The organism is Streptomyces sp. NBC_01335, assembly GCF_035953295.1.
Lineage (GTDB): Bacteria > Actinomycetota > Actinomycetes > Streptomycetales > Streptomycetaceae > Streptomyces.
In genome coordinates, this window is sequence record NZ_CP108370.1 from 567,212 (window position 1) to 582,112 (window position 14,901).

Annotated in this window: 4 protein-coding genes; 2 read left to right on the top strand and 2 right to left on the bottom strand. The window is 71.1% G+C overall.

Going from position 1 to position 14,901, the window contains the following annotated elements; translation table 11 throughout:
* Positions 1 to 4: 4 nt before the first annotated feature.
* Both OG599_RS02230 and OG599_RS02235 read right to left on the bottom strand, forming a co-directional pair.
* A complete protein-coding gene (locus OG599_RS02230) occupies positions 5 to 6,376 on the bottom strand; it encodes an RHS repeat domain-containing protein (protein WP_327174211.1) in 6,372 nt (2,123 codons plus the stop codon).
* A gap of 276 nt (positions 6,377 to 6,652) precedes the next feature.
* The gene (locus OG599_RS02235) at positions 6,653 to 10,399 is read right to left on the bottom strand and encodes a LamG domain-containing protein (RefSeq protein ID WP_327174212.1); all 3,747 of its coding nucleotides are present in this window, start codon (positions 10,397 to 10,399) and stop codon (positions 6,653 to 6,655) included.
* Positions 10,400 to 11,205: 806 nt separating this feature from the next.
* On the opposite strand from OG599_RS02235, the gene OG599_RS02240 reads away from it, so the two are divergent.
* Together OG599_RS02240 and OG599_RS02245 are read left to right on the top strand one after the other, a co-directional pair.
* Positions 11,206 to 13,224, top strand: a complete 2,019-nt coding sequence (locus OG599_RS02240) for a DUF4139 domain-containing protein (protein ID WP_327174213.1) — start codon at positions 11,206 to 11,208, stop codon at positions 13,222 to 13,224.
* 8 nt (positions 13,225 to 13,232) lie between these two features.
* Complete coding sequence (locus OG599_RS02245; RefSeq protein WP_327174214.1) at positions 13,233 to 14,795, top strand: mucoidy inhibitor MuiA family protein; 1,563 nt, start codon at positions 13,233 to 13,235, stop codon at positions 14,793 to 14,795.
* Positions 14,796 to 14,901: the final 106 nt, after the last annotated feature.

The window sequence follows — 14,901 nt, forward strand, 5'->3', positions numbered from 1 at the left end:
GCAGTCAGGACGTGTGCATCGAACTGGTTCCGTACATGTCGTACTCCCGAGCCATCCCGTGTTCATGAAGATCCAGGAACTGACCGAGGTCGATCGTCACTCCGAGGTAAGGGATTTCCGCCTTCTTCCCTCTGTCGAAGTTCCAGTTCTTGAAGAGATCAACACTGTAGGTGGCAGAGACGCGCCTGTCCGCGCCGACCGTCACAGAAGCGTTGATCCTCCATTTGACCTTGCCGATCGCGTTCTTTGCGTCCATTCCCTGGAATTCACCTTTTCGCCATCCACTGTCTGCCGAATAAATGCACTCCTCGCCCTTCTCGCAACGACCGGAAGCCTCCGCCTTCCAAGCTTCCAGCTGATCGGCAATGTCTCCCTTCACCCCCTTGTCCCCCAGCAGGTTGTCCACCGTGTTCGCACTCAACTCGAAGTCGGTCCCGGTGTCGTCACCATAGTGCTTCCACAGTGCGCAGGACATGACGAGACCTCTCGAGCAGGCCCCCTTCGTCAGAACCCCCAACAGGACGTTCGACTTCGCCAGGGAGAGGTTGAAGGCGTCCTTCCAGCTCGACTTCGAGCCCCATGCACCCCCCTTGTGGGGTGTGCTCTTTTTATTGCTCCCACTCTTGCTGAGCGTGCCCCTGTTGTGAATGCTGCCGCCGTTGTTCCCGGTGCTGCTCGACCGGACGGGCCCGCACTCGTTCCACCCGCCCACGCAGTCGGCCGTGCGCTCGCCCGTGGGGTCCGCGTAGGTGGCGGGGTTGTTGCCTGCGTAGGCGTAGCCGTTGAGGCTCTGCCCGTCGGTGGTGTCCAGGACCGGGTCCACGCTGATGAACTGCCCGATGAGCGGGTCGTACTCACGGGCGTCGACGTGGGTCAGGCCCGTGTCGGCGTCGGCGGACTTGCCGAGAAACGCCTTGTCGTCGACCCAGCTGACACCGCTTCCGCGCTGGGCACCGAACGGCGTCAGGTAGCGCTTCGTCAGCGCCTGGGTGTCGGAGGCGATGGCGACCGAGGCGGAACCGTGCTGGTCCCCCGCGAGGTAGCTGATCTTCTCCGTACCGGTCTGGTTGCTGCGCACCGCGACGGTCGAGCCGGCGAAGGTGTAGGAGCGGGCGGCCCACTTCTTGCCGGACTTGAGGTGGACCTCGGTGGCACCGAGGTAGAGGACGGTCTCACCGTCGCTCGCGGCGCTGCGGCGCAGGAGGAGGTTTCCGTCCGCGCCGTAGAGGTAGTCGGTGGCGCGGGCGGCGCCCGCCGGGTTCTCGGTCAGCCGGGACAGCTTGCCCTCGGCGTCCCAGTCCAGGTTCTGCGTGGTGCTGCCGTCCGGGCGGGACGTGGTGTTGCCTTCCGCGTCGTAGCCGTACTCCGCCGTGGCCCCGGTGCAGGTGCCCGACGTGACCGTGGCGAGCAGCGTGTGCGGCTGGGTGGTGCCGCCCCGGTAGCAGGAGGTGGTGGTCGTGGAGGTGTCGGCGGTGTGCGTGGTCTCGGTGTTCCGCTGGCTCCCCGCGGTGTAGGTGTAGCTGGTCCAGTAGGGGGCGGCGCCGCCGAGGTTGGCGGTGGTACGGCCGGTGGTGGCGCAGTCGCCGTCCGCGGGGGTCCAGGCCTCGGTCAGGCGCTGGTGGCCGTCGTAGCCGAAGCACTGGGTGTCGGCCGCCCCCGTGCCGCCGAGGGTCGTGGTGTCGGAGATCCGGGTGATGTTGCCCGTGGTGTCGTAGGCGTAGTGCACGTTCATGGCGTCGTACGCCTGGGACGAGGCGTGGACCTGGGTCTGGAGCAGCCGGTGGGTGCCGTCCTCGTAGCCGTTGGCTATGTCGACCTTGCCGGTGCCGGTCGCCTCGGAGACACCCAGCTTGAGGGTGGCGAGCTGCGCGAGGTCGGTGTAGGTGGCGTCGAGGACGATGCCCTTGCCACCGCCGGTGAGGCTGGTGGCCAGCCCCTCGGCGGAGTAGCCGTGCTCGACGGTCTCCGCGGCGAGGCCGCCTGCCGCCGGTTCGGTGGTCTGGTCGAGGGTGCCGTCGATGTTGTAGGCGGACGTGAACTTCACTGTGCTGGACGCGAGGGCGCCCGAGGTCACCAGCGCGTCGTCGGACGGGATCGTCAGGCTGCCCGCGACGGAGTTGGCGCGGGAGTCGTACGCCGTGACGCTCTGGGCGTAGGCCTTGCCGGCGATCCCCCCGACGTACCGGGTGGAGACGGCGGGCAGGCCTTTGCCGAGGGTGGCGGTGTCGTAGGTGGTGTGGGTGAGCGTATTGACGGCGGTCTTCTGTGCGGCGAGGACGGTGGCGTCGGCCAGGTTCGCGCCCGCGGACGCCTTCCAGGTGTCGGTGACCCTGCCCAGCACGTCGTAGCCCAGGATCACGGCCTGACCGGTCGCCCCCTTCGTCCAGGACACCTGGTCGAGTGCCGTGTACCCGCTGCTGGTGGCGCCCTTGTCCGGGTCGTTCGCCGTGACCTGGCGGCCGAAGAGGTCATAGGTGTACGACCATGCGGCGCCGTCCGGTCCGGTGACCGTCTTCTGCTTGCCGTCGGGGGTGTAGGTGAAGCGCGTCCGGCTGTACTCCGGGCCCGTGAGGGCGCCGTACTCGCTGTCGGCGGCCGAGGTGCCCGCGTACTTGCGGGTCTCCACGGTGCGCCCGAGGGCGTCGGTGATCGTCCGCGTCGCCGATCCGCCGGTCAGACCTGTGGTGGCGGTGGAGTCACCGGTGTAGGCGGTCGTGGTCTGCCACTTCTGCTCTCCGCCAGTCCTGAACGTCGTGCTGGTGGCGCGCCCCGCCGCGTCGTGACCGGTGGTGGTGAGGCTGGGCGCCTCACCGTATTCGAGCTGCGTGTACGTGCCCGAGGGCGCGGCGGAATCGTAGATGTCGGCGTACGTCTCGGTGGCCAGGCCGCGGTTGTCGTAGTGGGTGTAGGTCAGGATGCGGCCGCTGGTCGCCCCGGGCGCCTGTGTCTCGACGGGGCGGAGCAGGGAGTCGAGCAGCGTGTAGGTGGTGGCGTAGGTGCCGTCCTCCCTCAGGGTGCCCGACGAGGACCAGGACGGGGCGGTGTTGGACACGGAGTACGCGAACACCTGGTTCGCGCTCTGGTTGGCGCTGTGGCTGCGGTTGGGCAGCCAGACCGCGGTCGTGCGCCCCAGGGCGTCGTAGGCCGTCTCCGTGATGTTGCCGTTCGCGTCGAATGCCTGGGTGGGCAGTCCGCGCGCCGGGTCGGTGTAGGTGTAGGTGCTGTACAGCTTCGCGTTCTTGGTCCAGGTCCGGGTGAGGGGTCCGGTGGTCGTCGGGGTGTAGGTCGTCGTGGTGGCGTTGCCGCCCGCGTCGGTCGTGATCAGCGGGCGCCCCAGTACGTCGAAGGTCGACGTACCGACCGTCTGCCAGGCCGAGGGGTTGCGTTCGCCGCCGGAGACTGCCGCCGGGTAGGCGGATGCCCGGCCGGTCCAGGTGGCTTCGCCGAGGGTCGGGGTCTGCGACGCGCTCCACGCGGTGGCGTTCGGATTGTCGTAGACGGTGGCGGTGTCCGAGACGACGTCACCGGCGGTCGCCGCGGCGGCCGGCAGGGAGAGGTCGGCCTCGGCGGCCGAGCACGCCCGTCCCACCACCCTGGTGCGGGAGGTCAGGGAGTTGATGCCGAGGCTGTCGTTGCGGGCGTACCAGGTGCGGGTGCAGGTCTCGTCGCCGGTCCTGGCGGTGTCACCCGTGCTGTCGGCCTTGGTCGCCATGCCGTAGTCGTCGTAGGTGGTGCTGGTGGACGCGGCACGCCAGGTCCCGGAGGCGGTCAGGTAGGTGTACGCCGTCTCCTTGCCGGTGCGGGCGAAGTACGCCTCGGTGTCGGCGTACGACTTGTGCTGCGTGGCGGTCTTCTTGGACCAGGGGTCGTAGACGGTGGTCGACACGGGCAGGGTGCCGTTGTAGGTGGTCTGCTGGCGCAGGGCGCCTGAGTACGGCTCGCTGTCCTTCTGGTCCGCGACGTCCAGCGCGTCGAAGTCCGTGCCCGGCACGGTCACGCTGCGCCGGGCGGTGGGGTCGAGCTTGCCGTCGGACCCGAGCAGCCGGTCGCCGTCCATGCCCTGGAGGTACACCGAGGTCACCTTGGACCGGCCGGAGCCGGACCCCTGGGTGACGGTGACGTTGCGGTAGCCGCGCCAGACGGACCAGGTGCGCTCGTCGGCCGGGGTGAACGGTGAGTCGTTGTAGTGCCAGGCGGCCCCGGAGTAGGCGTAGTGGGTCTCCATCGTCTCGCCGGGGCCGTGCTCGTCGCTGGTGACGACGTCCGTGACCCGGTACTTGTGGAACCAGTCGACGGTGGCGTCCTTGGCTCCGTTGACGTGCCAGTACTGGGGGTAGCAGGAGGCGGTGTCGCTGTCCTCGGCCGTCGGCATGCCGCTGCCGCGGACACACTCCTGGCCCGAGAACGTCACGTCGGTGACGGCTCCTGTCTCCGTCGTGACGGTGCGGATGCGGGGCTTGGTCAGCGGCAGGATGTCGTCCCGGTCGCCGTCGACCCGGTTGGGCCGCATGTCGTAGGTGAAGGCCACCGGGTTCATGCTGATCGCGGTGCCGTTCCTGCCGGTGCGTTTGATGCTCTTGAGCGTCAGGGTCTGGTCGGTGGAGTCACCGATGTCCCCGCCGTCCAGGTACTCCTGGGTGAGGTCCCAGGTGTCCACCGGGGTGAAGGCGCTGGTGGCCGCCGACCAGACCGAGGTGTCGACGCGGGTCAGCCGCTTGCGGGAGAAGAACGTGGGGCCGGTCGACTTGCAGGTGGCGCCCGACGCGCAGATCGAGTCGAAGGGGACGTCGGGCCAGTTCGGCGCGGTGGCGTCCTTCAGTTCGGCGCAGTCGGAGGCGGTGCAGCGTTCCGCGTACGTGAAGTCGACCTGGGCGGACGTCACTCCGGAGAAGAGGGAGGCGGCGCGCTGCCCGTACTGGATCCTGTTGAGGTAGCCGCCGCGGGTGTAGCCGGCGGTCGCGGTGCTCGCGCCGTTCTTACCGTAGGAGTTGGTCTCCTTGGTGTACCAGTAGGACATCGCGTTGTCGTGGGTGTCCTCCACGTAGTCGAGGTTCCACCGCCATGCCTGGGTCACCGCGCGGTCCGCGAAGGTGCTGCCCTTGTCGTAGCCCGGCTCGCCGGAGTCGTCGCCGAACACCGGTACCGTCCATACCGAGTTGGTGTGCTCGGTCCCGGCGCCGGGCAGCTTGTCGAGGCCGAAGACGTAGCGGGTTCCGTCGCCGGTCGTGACGGTCCAGGACTCGCCGTTGTCGTCGCCGTTGTCGGCTCCGGTCGACAGCGTGACCGTCGAGGCGTCGTCGTTCTTCAGCCGCCAGACGCCCGTGGTGTCGTCCTTGACCAGCTCGGTGGACTTTCCGTTGAGCACCAGGCTGGCGTTGTCGAACTTCCAGCACAGGTCGTTCTTGTCCGTCTGCCCGTCGTCGTCGCACGACCCGTAGGTCCGCTCGACGTACGAGTTCGCGGACAGGTCGAAGCCCTCACCGACCTGGGTGGACTGGTTGTTCGTCGACGCGGTCTTCCCGTCGGTGGAACCCGAGTCGTAGGCCATGGAGAGCGACGGGGAGGGGCCGGGGGCGGGGGGTGTCCCGATCGGGTACGACCAGGTGAACGCCCCTGAGGAGTCACCGCTCTCCCACGTGGCCGACGGTGAGAGCGGGGTGGCCTCGAAGGTCCCCGAACCGGACGCCGACTCGGCCGACGTCGTCGCGGCGAGTGCCAGAACCGTGGGTACGGTGGCCGACAGGGTGACCGCTCCGGTGACGGTCCGTGCGGAGACGTCGTTGATCGACGCGACCTCCGTGGCGGTACGGCACTCCGCCTTTTCGGGCGTCGTCAGGGCGCACTGCGGCAGGCTGACCAGTCCGAGCCGCCCCGACCAGCCGCCTCCGTAGGCGGACGCGAACGCGCCGTATCCGATGCTCATTTCCCCGGTGCCGGCCTCCGGCGCCTGGGCCGTGAGCAGAACACCCTTGATGCCCAGGTCGGTTGCCGCCCGGTGGCCGAGCACCTTCACCCGGACCGGTCCGCCGTCGAGCGCGGGCGCGGCCTTCCCGCCGGACCCTTCCGCCTTCGGTGCGTTCAGGGCGAGCGGCAGCCCGCCCACCTCGGTGGCGGAGGCCCGGCCCGCCGCGCCCACGGTCAGACGGCCCTCGCCGCTCCCGGGCCAGGTCGTCCTCTGCTCGTTCTTCGCCTGCTTCGCCTGGGATTCGTTCTTCTTCCGCCCCGAAGCGGCCGTCGCGCGCCCCTTCTTGGCGTCGAAACCGGTCACCGCCTCGGTCTTGCTGATCTTCCGCTCCCACAGCGGTTTCAGATCGTGCGGGGTTCCCTGCGCCTGAGCCGCCGCCGTGAGGCCGACGACGGACAGCGAACCCGTCACCGCCAGGAACAGTACATATCTGGCAAGGGCACGCCCGAGCCTGGGGCGAGAGCCCCGTCCGACAAACACCAGCAGCCCCCATAGGGTCACAGATCCAGTGGAACGGACCGCTGCCCTCACGCGAGGGCAGCGGGAGATCACGCCCGCGGGCTGTACGCCGCGGGGCGTGGAGAGCGCGGCCGCACGGAGGTGGGTCCCTGTCCGTACGGCCGCGCCAGAAAATGACGCGCACGGACGTGCGGCCGGTCCCGCGTCAGGGACCGGCCGCACGCCGGCTCATTCGGTCACGTCGTCGCTCTCGTCGTCCTGAGCGACGCCGACGAGGCCGCCGACCTGACTGCTGTCGGCCGCCGCGCCGGCCCAGACCCGGATGTCCGTGATCCGGCCGCGCAGGTAGTGGCCCCAGGCGCCATTGACGTACCCCTTGCCACCGGCGAACTCCCCGGACCCGATCACCGCGGTGTACGCGGTGTCCTCACCGTTCTGCGTGGAGGCGAGGTACAGCCGGATCGTCCCTTCCTGGGCGTCGTACACCCCGGTCACGCGGACCGCTCCGTCGGACGCCGCCTCGTCGGATTCGACCGCGTCGAACGTCCCGTCGCTGTTGAGACGACCGAAGCGCCAGAACCAGGTTGGACGGTCGAGCAGTTCCCCCGTCTCTTCGTCCATGTACTGCTTGACGCCGGACCGCTGGTGCCACAGACCCCAGGCCGAGCCGTCCGCGCTTCGCTGGCCGAGGACCTGGACCGCGTAACCGTCCTTGTCGGGGTCCGCGTCCAGTGCGGCCGTATCCGGCTCGACCTCGGTGGTCACGGTGAAGGACTCCCGGTCGTCCACGACCGGACCTGCGGTGGTGACCGAGTCGTCCACACCGTCCAGCACGATCGCGTCGTCGGCGACGGAGGCTCCGCCGTTGAGCTGCAGGCTGCGGCCGTACACGCTGGTCGTGTCCGCGAGAGCCGCGGTGCCGGTACTGCCCCGGGGCTGCCATGCGGCGACCAGTGCGGTCGACCGTTGACTCCCGTCCGGGTTGAGGAGCTCGGCCACCTTGGCGACCTCGGCGTCCGGCAGTGCCGACTGGTAGGCCGCGACCTCGTCGACTCGGCCCTTCCAGTAGTTGTTGAACGTGCCGCTGCCCGCGCTGGCGCGGCCGATCTGGAGGCCGCTGTCGACCGCGGTCGGCCACCCCTCCTGCGGGACCGCGACGGCATTGCCCTGCCGCCGGCCGTTCACGAAGAGGCTGATCGTGTGCGCCTCACCGTCGTAGACACCCGCCAGATGGGTCCACGCCTTCAGAGTGATCCCGGGCGACAGGTTGGCGTTCGCCCCGATGTACCGGCGCTCCGCGCCGACGTACCACTGCATGAGGAACACCCAGCGGCCGACACCGGGCGAGTAGTAGAGCGAGAAGCCCCGGTTGTCGCTGCCGGTCTGGGAGAGCACCGTACGGAAGGCCGTGTCGTCCGTGGGGTAGGCCCAGGCCGAAACGGTGAACGAGGACTGCGAGTTCACCACCGGGCTCGACGTCGCCGCGTAGCCGGTCTGCTGCGTGGTGTTGGCAGTGTCGTTCAGCCACAGCGACCTGTCGCCGTCTCCCCGGCGGGCGAACGACGACCAGCCCGCACCGGCCTCGTGCAGCGTGAGATCGTGCCGGCTGCCCGGCGCCGTTCCCTTGTCCGCCGCGACCGTCACCGCGGAGCCGGGGGCGCCGTCGTCGAAGTGCCAGAGGCCTGCGGGCCCTTCGCCCTCGGCGACGTTGAACCGGACCGCGGTGGTCTCGCCGGACTGCCCGGTGCCCACGCTGTCCACGGCGCGTACGTAGAGAACCTGCACGCCGGACAGGGCGGGCTTGATGCTCCGGCTGACCGACGTCGTCGCCGAGACCTTCGTCCACGCCTTGTCGGTCGCGAGCCTGTACTCGTACGCCACGACGTTGGCGTCCGCGGAGTTCCTGGTGAAGGTGAACTGACCCGCCACGCCCGGGCCACCGGTCGCGGCCCCGCAGCCGTCACCGTCGTCCGGACACACCGCGTACACCGCCCCGGAGGGCGTGGTGACGGCGGGCGCCTTGGGCCGGGTCGAGTCGATCGTGAAGTAGCACCATCCCTTCGTCGTCAGCGTGCTGTGGCCCTCGATCTGGTTCGCCCCGTTGTTGTAGTAGGAGCGAGTGAACACCGCCATCCGGTAAGGCGAGTTCTGCGCCAGTGTGATCGGCGAGTCCACCGGGACCGTGGCGTTGTCCGCCACGAAGCCGCTCGACGGCGCGACGGGTTCGGTTGCTACGGTCGCCCAGCCGGCGGAGGTCTTCTGCTGCACGTAGAAATGCGCCCGCAGAGTAGCCCCGGCCTCACCGCCGGCCGCCGTCTGCACCTGTGCGCTGAACCTGGGCGTTGGGTCGGAGATCCAGCTAGGGTCGGTCTCGGTGGTCTCGCATGTGGAGGCGACGGCCGGGTTGGTCGGCACTGCTGGCAGGCCCACGTAGGTGACGACGAGGACGGCGTCGTTGCGGAAGCGCTTCCAGGCCGACGCGTCGGTCTCGTCCTTGGCCTTGAGCGCCAGCGTGAGACGGGAGAACTTGCCCTCGGCGAAGTCCCGCACGGTCGGGGTGAGGTTCTCGTAGGTCTCACTCGGGTCGTCGTTGAACTCGATGGGCGCCGCCGGGGTGTCCGGATCGCACGAGGAGCCGCGTCCCGCCGACACGTCCCGGTCGCCCACCAGGTCGAGGTGGGTCGGGCGGGACGCCCACGTGGTGGACGAGGAGATGTTGCCCGTCCGGTACAGCTGCACCCAGCGCGGGTCGCACTGGAACGCCCACGGCTCGGTCGCCCGGAAGGTGGCGTCCAGGACGCGCTTGCCCTTCAGCTTGTCCGGCGCGAACTCGAAGTACAGCCGCTGCGTGTACCCGGGGCCGCAGTAATATCCGCCCCAGTTACCGCACTTGCCGACGCCCTGGCCCTGGCCGTCGTCACCGTTGCCCCAGCCGTACGACTCGTAGCCGTCCGAGCGCAGCAGCGTCCGCTCCGCCTCGCCCCACGACACGGTGGGGTCGATGTACAGCGGGAAGTCCTCCGCCTCCGTGTGCGCCAGCATCCCGGCGTCGGGGGTGACCGTCAGCACGTCCTGGCCGACCGAGACGTCCATCGGCTTCGTCGTGTCACCGGCCGCGGGCTCCACGCCCGTTCCGTCACCGCCGGCGCCCGGCGCTGCGCCCTGGGCCGTGTCCTCGGCGTAGTCGGCCCGGGTCACGGAGGATCGAGCCGGACTCCGCACGACGGCGGTCGACGTGACCGCCTCGTCCGGGGCGGGAGTGGCGGAGTCCGGACCGGCGGAGTCCCACATCTGCGCCCTCGGCGCGCGGAACACCCAGTTGCCGTCGGCGTCGACGGCGTCGTACCCGCCGCCGCTGTTCTCGGTGACACTCAGTCCCGACGCCCGCAACGAGTAGTCGATCTGTTCGAGCTCCGGCTGCGCGGCGGCCTCCGGCGTCCTGACGACCAGCACGTGACGGAACCCCTCGGTGGACGCGGTGACCTTCAGGTCCACGCCGTCCAGGACGTTCCGGTACAGAGCGCTCGCCCCGTCGAGTTCCGGTTCGGGCAGTGCCCCGGGCCACCCCAGCGAGAGGGACTTGCCGTCCTTCTCGATCCGCACCAGCGGATCGTGCGTACCGCCGCCGGAGAACTCCATCGACACGGCGGCGGCCTTGGGTGCGACCGTCCCGTCGGCCCCGCGCACCAGCGTCGCGTCCGGGGTCCGCCAGCCACCGTCGGACGTCGCCACCCGGACCGGCACCGCCGACTGCTCCAGCGTGAACGTGGAGCCGTCGGGGTTCGCCCAGACGGTCGTGTCCTGCGACCGCTCCCCCACCACCTCGACCCGTTCGCCGGACTTCTTCGCTTCCGCCGATGCCTGCACGGCCTCACTCGGCGGAGCGACGTCCTGGGCCACCGGCCCGGTACGCGGGCCCGCCCACGCCGCCGCGGGCAGCGGGCCCAGCAGGAGCGCGGCAACCGTCAGCACCACCAGCGGGCCCCTCGGCCGTCCCTGTCTCCTCGAACGCGTGCGCACCAATTCCCCCCTCGTCATCACACTTCGCGCACCCCCGCATGCGCCGTGAGCATGAGAACAACACTTTGCGCATATGACAAGAAGATCTTTGTGACGAATGGGGGGTACTCCCGGTGGTGCACCTATTGTCGACCCGAAAACCGCACGTCCGGAATCCAGCAGGAGATACGGTCGACAAATACCGAGGAAAGGAGAAGTTAATTCGAAGTGGACTCCTTTCCATTCCCTTCGCCACGGGTGAGCGAATCCCCGGTGTCTGGATCCACCCGACTCGAAGGGCATCCCCACCTCACCGCCCCTTACCAGGCGGAACACGAGGAGGCGGCGCTGATTCCACGGACGCGGCCATCGGCCCGAGGGGCGGCCACAAGGTTCCGTTGCGGGCCTCACGGCGGGCCCCGCACCGTCCTCGCATCCCCGAAAAGACGCTGCGGAGTGGTATCCCGCACCCACCCGCAGGGCCGCAATCGCGCCAGTACCAGCATTTCCGACGACTCGTCCGGACAACCCGCCCGCCAACGCTTCGGGTTTCACGTACAGACCCCGGCTTTCCCAGCAGACGAAAAAGGGCAGGAAAGGGACAGGAATGAGGATCAATTCCCGGCGCGGTCGCGCACGAGTCCTCGTCGCACGACCGGTGAGGAACGGGACTCGGCCCCGCCGCCCTTCCCGATCACCCCCTCTTCCGGTCGGACGGCGGACGCCAGGAGCGCCCCGGCGTAAGCTGCGTTCGGCATGAACACGGCGGGGGTGCGGAGCACATGACGGCTGGATCGACGCAGAGCTGGGAATCGACCCTCGACTCGGTCGTGGTGTACGCACAGGGCGCGGTCTGCCGCCGCCTGACGCGGGGCCGGGTACCGTCCGACGGCCGGGTACGGGTGACGGGACTGCCCCGCACCGTCGACCCGGGTTCGTTGCGGGCGCGGGTGCTGGGCGCCTCCGGGCTGCGCGTCACCGAGGCCAGGGTGGAGGCGGGGGCCGGACCGCTCGGCCCGGACGCACCCCAGGGCCTGCGGGACGAGGCCGAGCGGCTCAAGGACGCGTGCGAGGCGGCGCGGGGGCGCCGGGACCGCGTGGTGAGCCGGATCGAGGAGGTCGGGGCGCTCCGCCCGGTACCGCCCCCGCGTAAGCGCGACGACCCGCAGCACCGCCGTACCCCGGTCGACGCGTGGCTGGAACTGGCCGGTTTCGTCGACGAACGCCTGACGGGGCTCCACCACCGCCTGGCCGAGCTGGAGGAAGCCCTGCTCGTGACGGAGCACGAGGCGGAGGTTGCCGCCGACCGGCTCGCCCGCGCCTCCACCGACGCGCCGTCGGCGCACGTCGGGGCCACGGTCAGCGCGGTCCTGACCCTCGACGGCACCGGCGAGGCGGAGTTGGAGCTGGAGTACGGCGTGCCCGGCGCCGTCTGGGTGCCGGCCTACCGCCTCGCGTACCGGCAGGGCGACGGCGGCGGCCGTCTGGTGCTGCGCGCCTCGGTCGCCCAGCGGACCGGCGAGGACTGGACCGGCGTGCGGATCGCCCTGGCCACCGCCGATCTCCGGCGCCGGACCGACCTTCCGAAGCTCCGCTCGATCCGGATCGGGCGCAGCCAGCCCGCCCCCGCGCCGGCCGGGTGGCGTGAGCCTCCGGCCGGACTCGCCGGCCTCTTCTCGGGGTACGACGCGGCAGGCCCCCGCACGGCCTCGCCCGTCACCGCACGGGCGGCCTCGCTGATGGCCGGCGGCGCCCCGGCCGAGTTCCTCTCCGCCCCACCGCCGCCCCCGCCGCCGTCCGCGCCGATGCGGTCCCGGGCGAAGCACGGAGGCCCCCCGGCGCCGGGCGGCATGTCCTACGGGGCGGCGCCTGCCGCAGCCGCACTCGGCGCCCCGGCCCCCGCGGCCCCGGGGTCTCCCCCTCCGGTCACGGCACCTCCCCCGCCCCCGTCACCGCCCGCCGGTCCTCCCAGGCCGAGCAGCGCCGAGCTCGACTACCAGAGCCTCGTCCTCTCCGGCCCCGACGAGCAGGGCGGCCGCCGGGGCAGGCTCTTCGCCGACGCGCCGTACGATCCGGTGGTGGCCGAGCACCGCCGCCGCGCCGAGGCGGTGGCCTCGCTGCCGTTGCCCGGACAGGCCGTGCGGCCCCGGGAGTCGGCGGGTTCCTTCGACCACCGCTTCGACGCCGCCGCCCGGGCCGACGTACCGTCCGACGGCACCTGGCACACCGTCACCGTCGGCGAGGTCCCGGTCGGTCTGCGCGCCGAGTACCTCTGCGTGCCGTCCGTGGAGCAGACCGTCTACGCGACGCTGGTGCTCTCCAACGCGACCGACCAGGCGCTGCTGGCCGGGCCGGTGGAGGTCACCGTCGACGACGAGTTCCTGCTGACCGCCGCGCTGCCCACGCTCGCCCCCGGCGGTGTCCGCCGGGTGGGGCTCGGGCCGGCCGAGGGCGTCCGCGTCACGCGCCGTACGAACCTGCACGAGTCGGCCTCCGGCCTGCGCGGCAACACCACGGTGCTCAACCACGGTGTCCGCGTGGAACTGGCCAACGGGCTCGCGCGCCCCGTCCGCGTGGAGGTCCACGAGCGGGTGCCCGTCACCTCCGATCCGGACGTCCGGATCGAGGAGCGGGCCGGTTGGGCGGCGCCGGTGGAAAGCGTGGGGCCGGACCGGTACGCGCCGGGCACCCGTATCTGGCGACTGGACCTGCCCGCAGGGGCCACCGCCGCCCTCGACGGCGGCTACGAGATCCGCATCCCGACCGGCAAGGCCCTGGTCGGCGGCAACCGCAGGAGCTGACACCCGCCATGTCCACGGCCCCGAAGCCTCTTCCCCTCCCCGTCACCGCCGTCACGTGCCTCGAAGACCGGGCCCACGTCGAACGCGCCGTCGTGCTCGACCTGGAAGCCGGGGTCCAGCGGCTCCGTCTCGGCCCGGTCAGCGCGCTGGCCGTCGACCGGAGCCTGCACGCCGAACTGACCGCCCCGTACCCCGCGTCCGTCCTCGACGCGCGGATCGTCCGTACGTGGACACCGCGGGGGCCGCAGCCGCTCACCGGGGAGGACTCTCCGCTGCGCCACCGGGTGCGCGCCCTCGAAGAGGAGCGGCCGGTTCTGGAGCGGCGGTGCGACCGTCTGCTCACCCGGCTCGACCTCCTCGGCCGGCTCGCCGCCGATCTGCTGCGGGAGATCGGCGAGGGCGCGGGCCACGGGGAGACCGAGCAGTCCCGCTGGGCCGGCGAACTGGACCGGGTGGACGAGGAGCGCGACACGTGCGAGGAGCAACTCCGCTCCGTACGGGCCGAGCTGGCCGCGCTCGACGAGGAACTCGCCGACGCGGGAAGGGTCATGGCCCTCGCCGAGGAGGAACCCGCCGAACTCGTCGGCCACATCGAGCTGACCGTGGAGGCCGCGGCCGCCGGACCGGCCGGGCTGCGTCTGACCCACCTCACCCCGTGCGCGCTGTGGCGGCCGGCCTACCGGGCCGTGCTCGACGGGGGCTCCCTGACGCTGGAGACGGACGCGGTGGTCTGGCAGCGTACGGGTGAGGACTGGTCGGACGTGCCGCTGACCCTGTCGACGGCCCGTTCGGCGTCGGCCGGCGTGCCGCCCCGGCTGGCCGAGGACCGGCTGACGCTGCGGGACCGCCCGGCGGCGGAACGCCGCACGGTCGAGGTCGACTTCCGCGAGGAGGAGATCGCGACGCTCGGCCCGGTCCCGGTGCTCGGCCTCCCGGGCGTGGACGACGGCGGCGAGGCGCGGGTGCTGAAGGCGCCGGCGCCGGTCTCCGTACGAGGTGACGGCCGCGCCCACCGCGTACCGCTCTCCGCGTTCACTGCCGCCGCGCGCGACGAGTACGCCTGCGCACCGGAGTTGTCCCCGCTCGTCACCCAGGTGGTGCGGTTCGACAACCGCTCCGGCCACGCGCTGCTCGCCGGCCCCGTGGACCTGGTCCGCGGAAGCGGGTTCAGCGGCCGCGGCACGCTGGACTTCACCGCCCCCGGCGGGCCGGTCGAGCTGGCCTTCGGCAGCCGCGACGACTTCCACGTGGTCCGGGAGGCCGAAGAGTCCCGCGACACCACAGGCCTCACCCAGCGGACCGTGGTCACCCGCACGGTGCGGCTGCATCTGTCGCGGTTCTCCGCCCCCGGGGACAGCGACGAGCGGGTGGTCGCCCTCCGGGAGCGCGTCCCCGTCTCCGAGGTCTCCGCCGTCGAGGTACACCTGCGCAAGGACGCGTGCTCCCCCGCCCCGGACGTGTTCGACGCCGAGGGCATCGCCCGCTGGGACGTCTCCCTCCCGCCCGGCGGCCGGCGCACGGTCACCCTGGTCTACGAGGTGTCGGCGAGCGCCAAGGTCACCGGGGTCTGAGCGGGGACGCAGGCGCGACGGAAGCAGCACGTGGGCAGCGCGGAGGCCGGGCGGAAGCGGAACGGAAGCAGAACGGAAGCGAGCCGTCCGCGGGTTGACGGGACCA